We start from the raw sequence: 17192 nt of genomic DNA on the forward strand, positions 1-17192 counted from the left end.
CGGAAATGATCTGCGTAATCGGCAAGAAAGAAATCGCAGAATAAAGAAAATAAGCCAATTCGCGATTTATCAATGCATTTTCATATCGCTGAAATGCGCAATGCGTAGCCGGCGCAGACGAGGTGCCGCACCGTCGCGACCGGACGTTCCGGCGTTACGCGGAATGTACCGGAACACGTTACCACGGGGCTCGCAAACGTTACGTTACATCCGCGTTCCGTCAGCCTTTTTCATCAGATGATTCGGACTCCGCAACCGTCTGCAACCCGCTTGTTTCGCCTGAAATCAATAAAAAAGGCGTTATTGGGTGGAAATGGACAGACGAATGGATCCGCTTTTTTGAATTGGCACGCTTCGTGCAATCCGTCCCCATGCTTTATCAACGTAGTGCCAACCGAGATGGGGTGAATAAGGATGGGACAAAATCTTAAATTGACGGGTGTGGCGCTGTCGGTCGCGACGGTGTTCGGGGTACTGGCTTCGGGTTCCGCGATGGCGGGGGCCCTCGATTCGCTGCCGATCCCGCAAGTGATCGTCAATCCGCCGACGAACAGCGTGTCGGTCGGGCTGGTCGCGACGGGCACGTCGCCGCTGGGCTCGGTGACCGTGGCGGCGGGCGGGGCAGGCGCGATCCAGACGTCGCTCGGCGATCCAGGCCAGGTACTGTCGGGCGCCGTGGGGGCGGTGACGGGCGCACTCGGCGGTGGCGGCGGCACGGTGACGCCGCTCGCGCCGGTACAGGGTGTGCTGAACCAGGTGACGGGTGCGCTCAGCGGCGGCAATCCGGCCGGTGCACTGACTGGCGCATTGAACACGGCGACCGGCGCGCTGAGCAACGCACTCGGTACCGCAACGGGCGCACTGGGCGGTATCGGCGGCGGCGCGAATCCTCTGGCGCCGGTCCAAGGCGTGGTGAATCAGGTGACGGGCGCGCTTGGTGGCGGCAACCCGGCAGGCGCATTGACTGGTGCACTCGGCACGGTGACTGGCGCGTTGGGCGGTATCGGTGGCGGTTCGAACCCGCTGGCGCCGGTGCAAGGTGTGGTGAATCAGGTGACGGGCGCGCTCGGTGGCGGCAACCCGGCAGGCGCGTTGACGGGTGCACTCGGCACGGTGACTGGCGCGTTGGGCGGTATCGGTGGCGGTTCGAACCCGCTGGCGCCGGTGCAAGGTGTGGTGAATCAGGTGACAGGCGCGCTCAGCGGCGGCAATCCGGCCGGTGCACTGACTGGCGCATTGAATACGGCGACCGGCGCGTTGAGCAACGCACTCGGTACCGCAACGGGCGCATTGGGCGGTATCGGTGGCGGCTCGAACCCGCTGGCGCCGGTGCAAGGTGTCGTGAATCAGGTCACGGGCGCCCTCGGCGGCGGCAACCCGGCAGGCGCACTGACTGGCGCACTCGGCACGGTAACGGGCGCACTGGGCAACATCGGCGGCGGCTCGAACCCGCTTGCTCCGGTCCAGGGTGTCGTGAACCAGGTCACGGGCGCCCTCGGCGGCGGCAATCCGGCCGGCGCACTGACCGGCGCACTCGGCACGGTAACGGGCGCACTGGGCAACATCGGCGGCGGCTCGAACCCGCTTGCTCCGGTCCAGGGTGTCGTGAACCAGGTCACGGGCGCCCTCGGCGGCGGCAACCCCGCCGGCGCACTGACCGGCGCACTCGGCACGGTAACGGGCGCACTGGGCAACATCGGCGGCGGCTCGAACCCGCTTGCTCCGATCCAGGGTGTCGTGAACCAGGTCACGGGCGCCCTCGGCGGCGGCAACCCGGCAGGCGCACTGACCGGCGCACTCGGCACGGTAACGGGCGCACTGGGCGGCATCGGCGGCGGTTCGAACCCGATCGCGCCGATCCAGAGCGTCGTCGACCAGGTCACGGGCACGCTCGGCAGCGGCAACCCGGCCGGCGCGTTGAGCAATGCGGTCAACACGATCACGGGCACGCTCGGCAATGTCGGCGGTGCAGGAAGCCCGCTCGCACCGGTGCAAGGCGTCGTCTCGCAGCTTGCGGGCACGCTCGGCGACGGCAATCCGGCAGGCGCACTGACGAACGCGCTGAACTCGGTGACGGGTGCGCTCAGCGGCGCGAACCCGCTGGCGCCGGTGCAAGGCGTCGTGAACCAGGTCGTCGGCACGCTGTCCGGCGCCGGCGGCGGCAGCCCGATCACGCCGATCACGAACCTCGTCAACGGCCTGCAGAACGCGCTGCCGACGGGCGGTAACGCGGCCGGCGCGCTGACCGGCGCCCTTGGCTCGGTGACGGGCGCACTCGGCAACCTCGGCGGGTCGAATCCGCTGGCGCCGGTGCAGGGCGTCGTGAACCAGGTCGTCGGCACGCTCGGCAGTAGCAACGCGGTCGGCACGGCCACGAACGCACTGGGTAACGCGGTCGGCTCCGTGGTGGGCGCGCTCGGCGGGCTGGGCGGCACGAACCCGCTGGCACCGGTGCAAGGCGTCGTGAACCAGGTCGTCGGTACGCTCGGCAGCGGCAATCCGGCCGGTGCACTGACGGGCGCGCTGAACTCGGTGACGGGCGCACTCGGCAACCTCGGCGGGTCGAACCCGCTGGCGCCGGTCCAAGGTGTCGTGAACCAGGTCGTCGGCACGCTGTCGGGCGCGGCGGGCAACAACCCGATCGCACCGATCACGAACCTCGTGAACGGCCTGACGGGCGGCGGCAACCCGGCCGGCGCGCTGACCGGCGCGCTCGGTTCGGTGACGGGCGCACTCGCGAACGGTCCGGCGGCCCTCGGGCAGGCGGCCGGCGCGTTGACGGGCGCGGCCGGTTCGCCGGCGGCGGCCGGCGGCAGCCTGCTCGGTTCGGGCGCGAATGCGGCCGGTGGCACGGCGGGCGCGGTTGGCTCGCTGCTGACGACGGGCGCGAACGCAACGGCGACGGTCGTCAATGCGGTCGGCACGACGGTGGGCACGGCGCTCGGCTCCGCGCCGGGCCTGTCGGTCACGCCGCATTCGGGCAGCAGCTCGCCGAGCAACCCGCTTGCACCGGTGACGTCGCTGCTCCAGTCGCTGACGGGCGCACTGCCGAAGTAACTCGCCCGATTGCCCGGCGGCGCCGTCTCGGCCGCCGGGCAACACGGGTCGTGCAACGCGGCATGACAGGAATGTCATGCCGCGTTGTCTTTTGATGTCCCGCTTTCTTTCGTCGCACGAATGGCCGCTGCCGACCCGCGCCGGGCGGCATGGAATAACCGGCCGCCTTCGTCCGTTTACATACCGAATCCCGGCACGGCCGCCCGGCGGGATAATGATCGCGACGAAGCCGATCGTCCCGTCCGGTGCCGCCGTGCCGCGAGGCCACGTCAAGGAGAACGGCAATGAAACGGATGCTCCTCGCCGCCGCGCTGACAGCGGCGATCGTGCGGCCGGCGGCCGCGGAACCGCCCCAGGTCGGCGACGGGAAACTGGTCGACGAAGCGCACATGACGCTATACGTGTTCGATCGCGACGCGCCCGGCAAGAGCGCGTGCGACAGCGCCTGCGCGGCCAACTGGCCGCCCGCGCTCGCGGACCCGTACGACAAGGCATCGGGCGCGCTGAGTCTCGTCGCGCGCGACGATGGCAAGAAGCAGTGGGCGTATCGCGGGCGCCCGCTGTATCGCTGGAAGATGGATCACAAGGCCGGCGACACGGGCGGCGACGGGATCGGCGGCATGTGGCACGTCGCGCGTCCATGATGGTGCGACGGTGTGATGGCGCGGCGACGCGCGAGGCATCCTGATGAGCTACGAATCGGATCTGCTGGTGTGGCTGCCGCATCTCACGCGCTATGCGCGTGCGCTGACGGGCGACCGGGCCTGGGCGGACGATCTCGTGCAGGACACGCTCGAGCGGGCGCTGAACCGGCCGCCGCGCGATGGCGGCAACCTGCGCGCGTGGTTGCTGACGCTGCTGCGGCATCGCTTCATCGACCAGTTGCGTGCGCGGCACGAGATCGCGGTCGACGACGCGACGGCGCCGTGGCAGACGATGGCCGCGCCGGCCGGCGAGATCGGCGGGCTGGTGCTGCGCGACGTGCAGCGCGCGCTGTACCGGCTGCCGGTCGAGCAGCGTGAGGTGCTGCTGCTGGTCGCGCTCGAAGAGTTGAGCTATCGCGACGCCGCGCAGGTGCTCGGCGTGCCGGTGGGAACCGTGATGTCGCGGCTCGCGCGGGCGCGCGGGCAGATGCGCGCACTGCTGTCGGACGAACCGTCGGCGCACGGCACGGCCGCGTTACGGGTGATCGGGAAAACATGATGGACGATTCGCACAAGCCTTCGAACGAGCGGGACGACGATGCGTCGGCACAACTGCTGTCCGCGTTGCTGGATGGCGAGCTGTCCGGGCACGAGCGCCGCGAGGTGCTCGAGCGCCTGCAATCCGATCCGGAGGAAGCCGAACGATTCGCGCATTACCGGGCGCAGCGCGACGCGCTGCAGGCGCTGTTTCCGCTGCCGGGCGCCGCGTCCGCGCTGTTCGTGCAGCGCCGCGCGCCGGCGCCGGCGCGCGTTCGCGTATGCGTTCGCGGGGCTGGCGGCCGGGCTGTTGATCGGCGTCGCGCTGCACGCGGGCTGGACGGCGTTCGGCAGCGAACCCGCGTTCGCCGCGCGCGCGGATGTCGCGTATGCGGTGTACGCAGCCGATCGCGAGCATCCGGTCGAGGTCGGCGCGGGCAATCCCGAACGTCTCGCCGCGTGGCTGTCGGCGCGTGTCGGGCGGCCCGTGCGTGCGCCATCGCTCGACGAATACGGCTACGCGCTGCTGGGCGGCCGGTTGCTCCCCGGCGAAGCGGGGCCGGCCGCGCAACTGATGTACCAGCGCGCGGACGGCGAGCGCGTGACGCTGTACGTGACCGCGTACGACACGCGGCACCTCGCGCCGCAGGCGATGTCGGCCGACGGCCGCTACACGTATTTCTGGTCGGATCGCGGCATGGGCTACGCATTGTCCGGCCGCGGCGACGAACGTCGCCTGCGCGAGCTCGCGATCGAAGCGTGCGGCGCGCTCGGCGGCTCGACCGACGCGTGGAAGGGATGACGCGCGCGGCGCCGGCAGGGAGCAGCCGATGAAGACGACGATGGCAAAGGGGCTGGTGCTGGCGGCGCTCGTGACGGGCGCCGCGCTTGCACGAGCGGACGGCGACGCGCCCGTGCGCGTGCCGGTCGACGCCGACGGCGTGCAGCGGGTGGCGATCGTCGGCGGCAGCTATTTCTTCCATCCGAACCACGTGATCGTGCGGGCGCACGTGCCGGTCGAGCTGACCGTATCGGCGGAGCGCGGCCTGGTGCCGCACAGCTTCGAAATCGATGCGCCGCAGGCCGGTATCGCGGTGCACACCGAACTGACCACGACGCCGAAGACCTTTCGCATCACGCCGACGCAAGCGGGCCGGTTCGCCTACTATTGCACGCATCGGCTGCTGTTTTTCAGTAGCCATCGCGAGCGCGGGATGGAAGGCGTGCTCCACGTCGAGGCGGCGCCGTGATCGCCGCGTTGCTGGCCGCGAGCCTGATAGGAGCGAGCATGACAGCCGATCCCGTGACCGTCGCGCAGACGCATTTCGACCACGTCCGCTCGTACCGCGCGACGATCCGCTCGTCGGCGCGGGGCGGCGAGCACACCGAATTCCGCTATGCGTACCTGAAACCGGGTTTCGTCCGGATGGATTTCGTGTCGCCGCATCACGGCGCGGTGCTCGCGTACGATCCCGGCGAAGGCAAGGTGCGGCTGCGCCCGTTCGGCGCACACGCGCCGCCCGCGCTGACGCTGTCGCCGTCCAATCCGCTCGTGCGCGACCGCAGCGGCCACCGGGTCGACCGGTCGGACGTCGGCGAGCTGCTGCGCAACGTTCATGCGCTGCAGCAGGGCGGCGCGACGGTGACCGAAGGCGAGGAGGCCGTCGGCGGCCGGACCGCGCTGCGCGTGTCGGTCACGGGCGCGCCCGCGCACGTGGTCGACGGTGTGCATCGCTACCGGTTGTGGCTGGACACCGAGGACGGCTTTCCGCTGAAGGTCGTCAGCTTCGCGGACGATGACGATGTGCCGCTCGAAACGGTGACGCTTGACGATGTCGAGATCGACGTCGCGTTTCCCGAGCGCTTCTTCGCGCCCTGAGCGGCGCCCTGATTCATGCCCGTGACGGGCACGCCGGAGGCTGCATGGCGGAATACCGGTTCTCGACGACCTGGCGCGTGGATGCGCCGCTCGCGGCGGTCTGGGACGCGATCTACCAGGTCGACCGCTGGCCCGACTGGTGGAAGGGCGCCGTGCGCACCGTGGAGATCGAGGAGGGCGACGCGCGCGGCGTCGGCGCATTGCACCGATATACGTGGAAGGGCGCGTTGCCGTACCGGCTGACCTTCGACATGCGCGTGCGGCGCGTCGAGCCGCCGCATGCGCTCGAAGGCCGCGCGAGCGGCGCGATCGAAGGCAACGGATGCTGGTCGTTTGCCGGTGACGGTGCGTGCACCGTCGTGCGCTACGACTGGCATATCCGTACGCACGTGCGCTGGATGAACTGGCTGGAGCCGCTCGCGCGGCCGCTGTTCCGCTGGAATCACGACGTCGTGATGCGCGAAGGCGCGAAGGGTCTCGCGCGGCTGCTGGGCGCGGCGGTCGAGACGGAGGGCCGGACGTTCCGGCCGCTGTCGGGCGCGGGCTGCGCCGACGCGTGACGACGCGTAACCGCGTGTGACGACGATCCGCGCCGCTCAGCGCGCGTACGCCATCACCGCGCCGTCCACTACCAGTGCGACGCGTTCGCCGACGGCCGGACACCGGTGTCCCGGCACGCGTACCCGCACGAGCACGTCGCTGTCGGCATCGAGGCGCGCGAGCACGTCGGCGTCCTGGCCTGCGAACTGCGCGGCTTCGACGCGCGCCGTATGGCCACGCGCCGCGTCGACCTGCGCGACCGGCACGATGCCGATCTGCTCGGGGCGCAGCATCGCGTCGGCCGGCCCGTCGGGTAGCGGCGCGACGAGCGGCAGGTTGCCGAGCGCGCATGCGATGCGCGCGTTATGCACGCGGCCCGCGAGCAGCACGGCCTGACCGACGAACGATGCGACGTCGCGCGTCACCGGCTGCCGGTACAGCATCTGAGGCGCGGCCGTCTGCACGAGCCGGCCTTGCCACATCACCGCCACTTCGTCGCCGAGCGTCATCGCCTCGGGCTGGTCGTGCGTGACGAGCACCGACGTCGCGCCCGCCGCGGCGAGCGCGTCCGCGACCGCGCTGCGCGTTTCGTGCCGCAGCGACGTATCGAGCGCGGAGAACGGTTCGTCGAGAATCACGAGCGACGGCTCGGGCGCCAGCGCGCGCGCGAGTGCAACGCGCTGCTGCTGCCCGCCGGACAGTTGCTGCGGCGCACGGCTCGCATACGATGCGGGCAGACCGACCATCTCGAGCAGTTCGTCGACGCGATGATGGCGCCGCCGCGCCGCGCGCGGCAGCCCGAACGCGATGTTGTCGGCCACCGACAGATGCGGAAACAGCGCGCCTTCCTGCGGCACGTAACCGATCCGGCGCTGTTCGGGCGGCAGGTGCACGTCGGGCGCGGCAACGCGGCGCCCGTCGATCTCGACGGTGCCGCGCTCGGCGCGCTCGAAGCCGCACAGCACGCGCAGCAGCGTCGTCTTGCCGCTGCCGGACGGGCCGAGCAGCGCGAGCCGCGAGCCGCGCCGCACCGTGAGGTCGATGTCGTGCAGGACGGTATGCGATCCGAACGATTTGGACAGGCCGTGAATGCGTAATTCGCTCATGAGCGGTTCCGGAGAAAAAAGGCGGCGCTCAGTCGCGCACCGACGCGCGGCCGAGCAGCAGGAACAGCAGTCCCGATGCGCCCAGCGACAGCGCGACGAGCAGCGCCGCATAAGGCGCCGCGGCCGCGAACGCGAGCGTCGCCGTATCGCTCCACACCTGCGTCGCGAGCGTGCGGGTGCCGATCGGCGACAGCAGCAGCGTCGCGTTGAGTTCCGTCACGACCGAAATGAACACCATCGTCGCGGCCGCGCCGAGACCCGGTGCCGCGAGCGGCAGCACCACGCGCGTGAGCGTTGCGCGCCAGCCGAGGCCGAGCGAGCGTGCGGTTTCCTCGAGCCGGACCTGCACGTGCGACAGCGCCGCGCGCACGCTGACGACCGCGAGCGGCAGGAACAGGATCGCGTACGCGCCGACGAGCGCCGGCGCGCTCTGGTAGAGCGGCTGCAGCAGCCGCACCGTGATCGACACGATCGCCAGCGCGACGACGATGCCCGGCACACCCTGCACGGTCATCGCCGTGCGTTCGAGGAGCGTTGCGACGCGGCCCGGATAACGGACCAGCAGGAACGCGAGCGGCAGCGCAAGCAGCGTCGTGACGGCCGCCGCCGCGAGGCCGTAGCCGCTCGACGCGAGCGTGGTCTGCCACAGCAGCTCGGGCGACACGTCGGCCGGCGTGACGGCGGCCGCGCCCTGTTGCGTGAGCCAGTAGCCGATCATCGCGAGCGGCACGCCGAGCGTCGCGGCCGCGAGCGCGGCGAACGCCACGGCGACCGGGCCGCGAAGATAACCGAGCGGATAACGCATCGCGACGCGGCGCGCGGCGCGGTGCGTATGGCCATAGCGCGCATGGCCGCGCGCTCGCGCCTCGATCGCGAGGCACAGCAGGCACAGCGCGATCAGCACGCAGCCGAGCAACGATGCGCCGCCGCCGTCGAATGCGGTGCGGTATTCCGCGTAGATCTCGGTGGTGAAGGTACGAAAGCGCAGCAGCTGGAACGCGCCGAATTCGGACAGCACGCCGAGCGCGACAAGCAGCATCCCGCCGCACAGTGCGGGGCGCAACTGCGGCAGCACGACGCGAAAGAAGGTATGCCACGGCGAGCAGCCGAGCGTGCGCGCGCTTTCTTCGAGCGCGGGATCGAGCTCGCGCAGCGCGGCGGCCACCGGCAGATAGACGAGCGGGAAGTACGCGGACGTCAGCACGATCAGCGCGCCGAGGAAATCCTGCAGGTCGAGGCTCAGCGACACCCACGCATAGCTCGTGATGAACGGCGGCACCGCGAGCGGCGCGGCGGCGAGCGCGGTCCACAGCGGCCGGGCCGGCAGGTCCGTGCGCTCGATGAACCACGCGACCGCGGTGCCGAGCAGCGTGCACGCGACGGTCGCGGCGAGCGTGATCGACAGTGTGTTGACGAGCAGTTCGCCGACGAGCGGCCGCCACAGCAGCTCGATGGCATCGTCGAAGCCGAAGGTTGCCGCGCGGTACAGCGTGAAGCCGAGCGGCAGCAGGATCAGCAGCGGCCCGCACGCGGCCGCGGCGACGAGCGCGCGCGACGGGCGCCGCCGCGTCGCGGTGCGTTCGTCGTCGTGCACGGCGCGCGCCGTGCGGGACACGGCGTCGCTCACGGTCAGAGCAGGCCGGCCTGGCGCAGCAGCTTGCCGGCCTGGCTGTCGTCGCCGAGCTGTTCGAACGTCAGCGCCGGCGGGCTCAGTTCGTTGAACGGCTTCAGGATCGGGTCGGGTGCGACGCCCGGGTGCAGCGGATACTCGAAGCTGATGTGACCGCCCGCCATCAGTTTCTGCGCTCGCTCGCTGACGAGATACTCGACGAACTTCTGCGCGTCGGCCTGGTGCTTCGACGCCTTCAGCACCGCGGCACCCGACACGTTTACGGCCGCGCCCACGTCGTGATTGCCGAAGTGGTGGATCGCGCTCTTCGTCGACTTGTCACCGAGCTCGGCGTGCAGGCGGTCCCAGTAGTAGTTGTTGATGATGCCGGTCAGCACGCCGCCGCGGTTCACGGCCGCCGTCACGCCTTCGTCGTCGTCGAAGATCTGCGCGTTGGTCTTCAGGCCCTTCAGCCATTGCAGCGTCGCGGCTTCGCCATGCAGCGCGAGCACCGCGCTCACGAGCGGCAGGAAGTCCGCATCGCTCGGCGCGACGCCGACCTTGCCTTTCCATTCCGGCTTCGCGAGATCGAGCAGCGACGCGGGCAGTTGCTGCGGCTGGAGCTTCGCGGTGTTGTAGACGAGCACGTTCTCGCGCGCGAGCACGCCGACCCAGTTGCCGTCGGCCGGGTTGAAGCGCGCGGGCACCGCTTGCAATGCGGCGCCGTCGATCTTCCCGAGCAGGCCCTTGCGGTCGAGCAGCACGAGTTCGGGCGAATTCTCGGTGAAGTATACGTCGGCCGGCGTGCGATCGCCTTCCGCGACGATCTGCGCGGCGAGCGCCGGGCCTTCGCCCGAGCGCACCTTCACGGTGATGCCGCTCTGCGCTTCGAAGTCCTTGACGAGCTGGTTGACGACTTGCTCGTGCTGCGCGTTGTACAGCGTGAGCGTCGCGGCGTGCGCGTGCGAGACGTGCAGCGCGCCGGTCAGCATGAGCGCGGCGGCGGCCGCGGAGATCAGGTGCCGCAGCGGGCGGCTAACGGGTGAAGTGTTCATGTCGTCGTCGTGAGTTGCATCCGGGCGACCCGGAAAAATGAGTGCGTCGTCGTGTCGTTACGCTTCGAACAGCGCGGCGCCGATGTACGAACCGGGTTGCGCGCCCGGCGGACACGCGAAGATCGCGCTGCCGACGTGCGTGGTGAACTGGTTCATGATGTCCAGCTTCGCGAGCTTCTCGTTGATCGGAATGAAGCCCTTGCGCGGGTCGCGCTGGTGCGCGACGAACATCAGCCCCGCGTCGTACTCGGTCTGCTGGCGCCACGGCGGCCAGCGCTCGATGTAGAAGTTCGCGCTGTCGTTGTACGAATACGCGCGACGCAGGATCTGCGCGCCGTTGTTCAGTTGCGGCGATGCGAGACGCGCGTGCGCGTTGTCGGGGATCACCGAATTGCCGTCCTTGTCGACCGCGTCGAGGTCGAGCGCTTCGAATTCCTGCTTGCCGCCGAGCGGCGCGCCGCTGTACTTCTTGCGGCCGAACACCTGCTCCTGGAAACCGAGCTCGGTGTTGTCCCAGTGTTCGAGCGTGATGCGGATGCGGCGCACGACCGTGTAGGTGCCGCCGTTCATCCACGCCGGGCCTTCGCTGCCGGCCCACACGAACTCGTTCATCGCGGCCGGGTCGTCGCGCGACGGGTTCATCGTGCCGTCCTTGAAGCCCATCAGGTTGCGCGGCGTCTCGCCCGGCTTGCCGGACGTGAAGCCGGCCTGGCCCCAGCGCATCTGCACGGCCTTGCCGCCGAGGCGCACGAGCTGGCGCACCGCGTGGAACGCGACCTGCGCGTCGTTCGCGCACGCCTGGATGAACAGGTCGCCGCCCGTCTTCTCCGGAATCAGCTGGTCGCCGTTGAAGCGCGGCAGGTCGACGAGCGCGGCCGGGCGCTGCTTCGCGAGGCCGTAGCGGTCCTTGCCCGCAACGGCGAACAGGCCGGGCCCGAAGCCGAACGTGATCGTCAGCCGCGACGGGCCGATGCCGAGCGCGTCGCCCGAGTCAGCCGGCGCGACGTCGTCGCCGCCGGTCGCCGGCAGCGGCTGCGCGGTGTCGCCGCGCGTCAGGCGCGCGGCCGCGTCGGTCCACGTCTTCAGCAGCGCGATCACGTCCGCGCGTTTGTCGGTTGCGAGGTCGAGCGCCGCGAAATACGCGTTGCGCTGCTGCGGCGTCGTGATGCCGCTCTGGTGCTTGCCGTAGAACGGCTCGAGGTCGTTGTCGTGCGCATCCGGCGCGGCCGGGGTCGCTGCATCGGCCGCGTGCGCGGCCGGCATCGCGCCCGCTGCGAGGCTCGCGGCCACCGCCGCGCCGCCGGCTTTCAGGAAGCCGCGGCGCGCGGGGCGCGACGGTGGGTTCAGATCGTCTGCCATGGTCGGCTCCGTTACTTCGCGAGCATCAGCGTGTTGACGTCGTCCTGGACGTAATAGAAACCGTCGCCGGCCGGCGTCATCGCGATCCCGAACAGGTCGCCGTTACCGGGCGGCGATTGCGCCTTGTCGGTGTCGATCCAGCGCGCATAGAGCTGCTTGCCGGCGACCGGATCGATCTCGACGACCTGGCCGTTCAGCGCGTTGGTCGCGAGCAGATGGCCGTTCGGCGCGGTCGCGAGTGCGAGCGGACGGCGCAGGAAGCCGTCGGCCGTGACCTGGCGGCCGACACCCGCGCTCGTGTCGCGCGTGAGCGGATCGTCGATCTCGACCACCCGGTTGCCGATCGCGTCCGACACGTACAGCTTCTTCTGGTCGCCCGACAGCGCGAGGCCCGTCGGGCCGACGAGGAACACGCCCTTGTCGGCCTGCGCGCCGAGGCCGCTCGCGACGACCGTTTCCTGCTTGATCGCGGGCGGCTTGCCGGCGGGCACGTCGAGGTCGAGACGCAGCACGGTCGCCTGCTTGTAGACGGGCGGGTTGCCGTCCGCGCCGCCGACGCCGAAGCCGGCCATGCTGACGAACAGCGTCGCGCTGTCGCCGCGGTCGACCACGGCCATGTTGCCCCACGGGTCGTTGATGTTCGGGCTCGACCACGTCGAGGCGACCTTGCCTTGCGGATCGAGCACGATCAGGCAGCCGGCGCCCTTCGTCGACGTCGTGCCGTCGTTGCTCGGCGTGCTGCCGACGATCACCCAGCCCGACTTCAGCATCGTCATCGCGGTCGACAGGCCGACGCCGCCCGGGCATGCCTTCAGGTCGCGCGGAATCGTCGCGAACAGGCTCATCTGCTTGGTCGACGGGCGGTAGTTGACGATCGTGCTGCCGGTGCCTTGCAGGTTCGCCGCGTTGTTGAAGTTGTCGACGAGTACGTCGCCTTCCTGGATCGTGCCGGCCGACACCGGCGCGACCGCGATCGCGTACGGGTTCTGGTCGCCGTTGTCGGGCACCGTGTTGACGAGCAGCGAGTGGCGATGGAGTGTCTCGAGGAAGCCTTGCGGCTCGGCGAACGCGCCGGCGGCAGCCGTCAGCGCGACGGCGGCCAGTGCGCCCGTCGCGAGGCGGCGAAGCGGGGCGGATTGATTCATCTGGGTCTCTCCTGGGGGACGCGCCGCCGCAGCGACGCGTGAAAAACGGGTGGCGTGGGCGCGGTGCTCAGAACGTGATGGTCGTGCGCGCGCCGAGCACGAACGTGTTGCGCAGCGGCTGGGTCGCGTCGCTCGGGTTCTGGCCGGCACCGGCATTGAACGTGTACTGCGCGTCGGCCTGGATCACCCACCACGGGTTGACCTGGTACTGGTAGGTCGCCTCGACGGTCGTCTCGCGGGTGCGCACGCCGTACGGGCCCGTCGCGAACGTCCGCGCGGTCTGGTCGAGGTCGGTCACGTGGTTGCCGACCTGGATGTACGTGACGCCGAGGCCGACGCTGTCGTTGTCGCGGCCTTCGAACGGCGCCTTCAGCACGACGCCCGCATTGGCCGAGAAGCTCACCAGGTTGCGGTCGCCGGGGGCGCCCATCACGCGTGCGAACACGCCGAGGCTGCGCGGGCCGGTCGGGTCCGGGCGCCAGATCATCTGGTCGGCCACTGCGTAGAAGCTGTAGTCGCCGTGGTGCTGCTGCGCGCTGCCGTTCGACGCGGGATCCGAGAGCGACAGCCCGTCGGTGCCGACGTTCTGGTCCGCGAAGCGGCCGTTGTGATACCAGACGCCAACCTTGTAGGTGCCCGGCAGCCCGTTCGAGCGGCCGGTATCCATTTCGCCGTCGGACGGCTGGTTCAGCGCGTACTGCAACTCGCCGATGTAGAGCGCGCCGTTGTGCAGGTTGAAGTTCGTGCCGCTCAGGTTGTTCGGGTTGTTGCCGAGCGGATCGCCGTCGAACACGCCCGCGAGCGCGGTGAGCTTCGGCGTGATCTGCGCGCGCACACGCACGCCGAGGCCGGCGAGCGGATAGGCAGGGCCGCCATTGGGCAGGTCGTACGACGGCAGCGCGGGCCAGCCGAACATCGTGTTGACGAACGTGTTCGCATACGTGCTGACCATGAATTCCTGGTCCAGGCTCTGCTGGCCGATCTTCACGTCGACGCGCTTGTCGAGGAACGACTGCTGGTACCACAGCTCCCACAGGCGCGTCGTGCCCTGCGCCTCGATGCCGCTCGCGGTGTTGAGCGTGCCGAGATTCCGCGCGCTCAGGTTGGTGCCGTGGATCTGCAGCGCGCTGACGTTGAACGTGCCGCCGGGCAGGCCGATCGCCTTCTGCGTATCGACCGTCAAAGTCGCCGTCGTCAGCCCGTCGTACGCGCCGCCGCGATTCAGGCCGCCGCGCAGGTTCGCGAGATATTCGCTGGTTTCGGTGATCTGCAGCGTCGCGCCGTACTTGCCGAGCCACGGGCGGATGCCGCCCATGTCGCCGAGCAGGCTCTGGCGGCTCCAGATGCCGGTCCACATGTTGGTCGGCTTTGCCTGGATCGCGAGGTCGGCCTCGGGCGCTTCGGGCTGCGCGTCGACCGGCGTGGCGGCGAACGCGGCGCCGCTCGCGAACGACGCGCAAGCGAGGACGGCCGCACAGGCGGCGGGGCGCATCCGGACGCGGATGCGGTCTCCGTGGAACGACACAAACTTCATATCAAACCCCTGGTTTTCTTAGTCTGGAGTCCTGCTTTTAAGGCGCTATCCGAACGCTCGGCGCCGATTGGCCAGGGCACAAAGATGAACGCAACGCGGCGCATCGTAGGAGTGTCGAATGCGAAAGTCAATGTAAACGAGAATGATTCGCATCTAAATTACTGAATGTAATCCGATGGCTTACGGGTTTTATGCGGACGCTGTTTGGTGCAGAGGTAAAACGTAAATATCTATGTAATGAAAATGAATGGTGGTGCGCGGACCGATGGATACGAGCGGAAGGGCGCAAGGGGGCGTCCGACAAGCGCGAAGGCGGTGTTGCTGCGCGTCGGATCGACGCCGGCACGGGTTTTTTGATGGGGTCCCGTTGGGCGGCCGGTCCGGCCGGGTAGCGCGCTTCACGGTTTTGCTTTGAAAGGGGGCTTTTGTTGTTTTCGCGCGTTTTTACCGCTGTCGCTGTCGTGACTCATGCAATTTCGAACCGATCATGTTGCCGATATGACGCCTTCCGGTGGGGTGCTCTTCGCTCGTTGAAGCTGTTTTTGGGGGCGGCGGTGTCCACGGCAGCGATGTTGAGGCCATGGTGCTACTCGTCATTTCGTGGGGTCAGGATATCTGATGTGATCAATATTCCTAAATGTGACAATCGTTCAGATCTCGCCGCATACCGACGAGTAGCATTGCAATTGCGCTGTCCACTAGAGCGCAAACCCTCGGATTTTCGCCAAGCTCGCGCTTGGCGTTTTTTTCTCATCGTGGGGGGGCAGGGGGCGGGATTCCCTTGGACGGTGTTCGGCCAAGACCGATCTCTGGATATTGTTTATTCGGTATTGAGGCGATAGTGGATATCCATCATCCATATCGCGATTCCGGACTGCGCTGCGGAACGTTCACTACCGTGGGTTGCTGATCGGGGTTCCTATGGAAACGAATATCGACGATATCCAGTTGTGCTATGAAAAGGCCATCGACGCTTACAACATCGGCCAGCTTGAACTCGCGCTTCAGCTCGTCGAAGAGGTTCTGAAGGCGTACCCGTCAAGCGGTGATGTCCTGCATCTGAGAGGGCTGATCGCTTTGTCGTTGAATAGGGTTGAGGAGGCCGAGAACTGGTTCGTACGGGCTATCGATGTGGCTCCTGACGCCGCTTTCTACAATAGCCTGTGCGCGGCGCAAATCCGACTGAAGGCATATCCGCAAGCGGCAGCAAGTGCGCGAAGCGGTCTGGCGTTTGCCGAAGATCGCCAGCCGGGTCTGGACACTTCGAAGCTAATGTATAACCTTTTTTCGGCCTTGGCACTAGATAACAAGCCGGAAGACGCCGTCGATGTTTGTCGGCGCACGATCGAGCGATATCCAACGCATTCGGGTGCTTATAGCAATATGGGAGTGTGTCTCGGTCAATTGGGGGAAGTTGACCTGGCGATAAATTCGTATCGTCAAGCAATCGCGTTGAATCCAAACGATCTCGTGGCTCACGCCAATCTCGGACATGCATTGCTTCGCGCCGGCGACTATAGGGAAGGCTGGCCATATTTCGAACATCGATGGGAAACCATTCGGGCGGGCGATTCGCCTGCCGGGATCAAGCCTCCTGCTTTGCCGATCCGCCGGTGGCTGGGACAAGCGCTGCCGTCAGGCGAAAACCGCCTGCTCGTTTTGGCCGAGCAGGGCTTTGGCGATACGCTGCAATTTTGCCGATATCTCGAAATGGCGCTCGGGCATTTCACTGCAGTTGGATTTTTATGCCCGAAACCGCTGCGCCGGTTGCTGACCGATTCGCTCTGTTCCCGGTGGCCCAATCTGACGCTGCTCGGAGACAAGCCATTCAACGCGCTTCGATGGGACTGGTATTGCCCGCTCCTGTCGATGCCCATGGCCTTCGGAACGCGAGTAGACAACATTCCCGCCGACTTGCCATATTTGCACGCTGATCGGCGACGGTCGCGAAAATGGTCATCGAAAGTGGCAACGTTGCAGCCAGGCACCTTGCCACGCATCGGGGTGGTCTGGGCGGGAGGGCATTCGGGCATGGCTGAAGATCGCCGGCGCAGTATTAGCCTGGAGACGATGGCGCCATTGCTCGCGTGGCCTGGTGCGCACTGGATCAGTCTGCAGAAGGCAGATGACATGTCGAAAGCGCTATCCCACGAGAAGTATCCACATGTAGTCGACTGGATGCACGAAGTGAGCGATTTTGCCGATACCGCAGCCCTCATCGACGCGCTGGATCTCGTCATTTCCGTTGACACCTCGGTCGCTCATCTGGCCGCAGCCATGGGGAAGCGCGTGTGGTTACTGAACCGGTATGCGGGCTGCTGGCGCTGGTTGCGCAACCGCGATGATAGTCCGTGGTATCCCGGCATGCGAATCTTTACTCAGACCACGCGCGGAAACTGGACCGAGGTAATCGAGCGCGTTTTGTCTGAACTGGAGTTCAACGCTACGGCTTTGTCGGCGGAGAGGGCGTATCGGCACGACTAGTCGATCAAATGGAGCAAGCGGAACCGTCTCCTGGGTCATTCCGGCCGGCGGCTTTCGGGCATTTCAGGCGACCGTGTCGGGCGACTGCCGGCCAGTTGTGGCCGGGCGACACAAGCGCGTGAACCGTCGAGAGTCCGCTCCAATCTGATGACGCTTCGGTATCTTGGGTGAAGTCGGATTCTTCACTGATTATTCTGCATTACTGATTAATTGAATGGTGAGAAATTGAAGCTGACCTCTTCC

At 67.8% G+C, this 17192-nt stretch carries 13 protein-coding genes and 1 pseudogene; 8 read left to right on the top strand and 6 right to left on the bottom strand.

Annotated features, from left to right (window positions below; genetic code table 11):
* Positions 1–414 precede the first annotated feature (414 nt).
* The 7 genes and pseudogenes from ACN22W_RS04255 (at position 415) to ACN22W_RS04285 (ending at position 6677) form a co-directional block, all read left to right on the top strand.
* Entirely contained in the window at positions 415–3057 is a 2643-nt protein-coding gene (locus tag ACN22W_RS04255) for a beta strand repeat-containing protein (protein ID WP_419686390.1), read from the top strand.
* Positions 3058–3341: 284 nt separating this feature from the next.
* Positions 3342–3701, top strand: a complete 360-nt coding sequence (locus ACN22W_RS04260) for a hypothetical protein (protein WP_048242825.1) — start codon at positions 3342–3344, stop codon at positions 3699–3701.
* Positions 3702–3744: 43 nt separating this feature from the next.
* Positions 3745–4260 (top strand): sigma-70 family RNA polymerase sigma factor, encoded by a 516-nt coding sequence (locus ACN22W_RS04265; RefSeq protein ID WP_048242823.1) that lies wholly within the window; start codon positions 3745–3747, stop codon positions 4258–4260.
* Positions 4257–5040: pseudogene (locus ACN22W_RS04270) on the top strand (anti-sigma factor). Before ACN22W_RS04265 ends, ACN22W_RS04270 begins: the two are co-directional and overlap by 4 nt.
* Before the next feature lie 28 nt (positions 5041–5068).
* Entirely contained in the window at positions 5069–5488 is a 420-nt protein-coding gene (locus ACN22W_RS04275; RefSeq protein ID WP_419686392.1) for a quinol oxidase, read from the top strand.
* Positions 5485–6117: a LolA family protein gene (locus ACN22W_RS04280; protein WP_129513858.1), complete on the top strand. Its 633-nt coding sequence runs from the start codon at positions 5485–5487 to the stop codon at positions 6115–6117. The genes ACN22W_RS04275 and ACN22W_RS04280 overlap by 4 nt, the downstream gene beginning before the upstream one ends.
* Before the next feature lie 44 nt (positions 6118–6161).
* Positions 6162–6677: an SRPBCC family protein gene (locus ACN22W_RS04285; protein ID WP_419686394.1), complete on the top strand. Its 516-nt coding sequence runs from the start codon at positions 6162–6164 to the stop codon at positions 6675–6677.
* Between the two features lie 36 nt (positions 6678–6713).
* Here the strand turns inward: ACN22W_RS04285 and ACN22W_RS04290 are convergent, their stop codons facing one another.
* The 6 genes from ACN22W_RS04290 to ACN22W_RS04315 form a co-directional block, all read right to left on the bottom strand.
* Positions 6714–7763: an ABC transporter ATP-binding protein gene (locus ACN22W_RS04290; protein WP_419686396.1), complete on the bottom strand. Its 1050-nt coding sequence runs from the start codon at positions 7761–7763 to the stop codon at positions 6714–6716.
* Positions 7764–7791: 28 nt separating this feature from the next.
* Complete coding sequence (locus ACN22W_RS04295; protein ID WP_419686398.1) at positions 7792–9390, bottom strand: ABC transporter permease; 1599 nt, start codon at positions 9388–9390, stop codon at positions 7792–7794.
* 2 nt (positions 9391–9392) lie between these two features.
* Positions 9393–10427, bottom strand: a complete 1035-nt coding sequence (locus tag ACN22W_RS04300) for an iron ABC transporter substrate-binding protein (protein ID WP_129513862.1) — start codon at positions 10425–10427, stop codon at positions 9393–9395.
* A 57-nt stretch (positions 10428–10484) separates the two neighbouring features.
* On the bottom strand, positions 10485–11786 hold the full coding sequence (efeB, locus tag ACN22W_RS04305; RefSeq protein WP_419686401.1) for an iron uptake transporter deferrochelatase/peroxidase subunit: 1302 nt from the start codon (positions 11784–11786) through the stop codon (positions 10485–10487).
* A gap of 11 nt (positions 11787–11797) precedes the next feature.
* Entirely contained in the window at positions 11798–12931 is a 1134-nt protein-coding gene (locus ACN22W_RS04310; RefSeq protein ID WP_129513864.1) for a hypothetical protein, read from the bottom strand.
* A 67-nt stretch (positions 12932–12998) separates the two neighbouring features.
* Positions 12999–14465, bottom strand: a complete 1467-nt coding sequence (locus ACN22W_RS04315; RefSeq protein ID WP_193097751.1) for a carbohydrate porin — start codon at positions 14463–14465, stop codon at positions 12999–13001.
* Positions 14466–15386: 921 nt separating this feature from the next.
* Between ACN22W_RS04315 and ACN22W_RS04320 the strand changes: the two genes are divergently transcribed.
* The gene (locus ACN22W_RS04320) at positions 15387–16949 is read left to right on the top strand and encodes a tetratricopeptide repeat protein (RefSeq protein ID WP_419686403.1); all 1563 of its coding nucleotides are present in this window, start codon (positions 15387–15389) and stop codon (positions 16947–16949) included.
* The last annotated feature ends 243 nt before the right edge of the window (positions 16950–17192 follow it).

This window comes from Burkholderia theae, assembly GCF_048565265.1.
GTDB lineage: Bacteria > Pseudomonadota > Gammaproteobacteria > Burkholderiales > Burkholderiaceae > Burkholderia > Burkholderia theae.

What these genes read in the sequence shown, in the direction of transcription:
- ACN22W_RS04255 (WP_419686390.1), top strand. Translation starts at nt 415, where the DNA reads ATGGGACAAAATCTTAAATTGACGGGTGTGGCGCTGTCGGTCGCGACG.
- ACN22W_RS04260 (WP_048242825.1), top strand. Translation starts at nt 3,342, where the DNA reads ATGAAACGGATGCTCCTCGCCGCCGCGCTGACAGCGGCGATCGTGCGG.
- ACN22W_RS04265 (WP_048242823.1), top strand. Translation starts at nt 3,745, where the DNA reads ATGAGCTACGAATCGGATCTGCTGGTGTGGCTGCCGCATCTCACGCGC.
- ACN22W_RS04275 (WP_419686392.1), top strand. Translation starts at nt 5,069, where the DNA reads ATGAAGACGACGATGGCAAAGGGGCTGGTGCTGGCGGCGCTCGTGACG.
- ACN22W_RS04285 (WP_419686394.1), top strand. Translation starts at nt 6,162, where the DNA reads ATGGCGGAATACCGGTTCTCGACGACCTGGCGCGTGGATGCGCCGCTC.
- ACN22W_RS04290 (WP_419686396.1), bottom strand. Translation starts at nt 7,763, where the DNA reads ATGAGCGAATTACGCATTCACGGCCTGTCCAAATCGTTCGGATCGCAT.
- ACN22W_RS04300 (WP_129513862.1), bottom strand. Translation starts at nt 10,427, where the DNA reads ATGAACACTTCACCCGTTAGCCGCCCGCTGCGGCACCTGATCTCCGCG.
- efeB (WP_419686401.1), bottom strand. Translation starts at nt 11,786, where the DNA reads ATGGCAGACGATCTGAACCCACCGTCGCGCCCCGCGCGCCGCGGCTTC.
- ACN22W_RS04310 (WP_129513864.1), bottom strand. Translation starts at nt 12,931, where the DNA reads ATGAATCAATCCGCCCCGCTTCGCCGCCTCGCGACGGGCGCACTGGCC.
- ACN22W_RS04315 (WP_193097751.1), bottom strand. Translation starts at nt 14,465, where the DNA reads ATGAAGTTTGTGTCGTTCCACGGAGACCGCATCCGCGTCCGGATGCGC.
- ACN22W_RS04320 (WP_419686403.1), top strand. Translation starts at nt 15,387, where the DNA reads ATGGAAACGAATATCGACGATATCCAGTTGTGCTATGAAAAGGCCATC.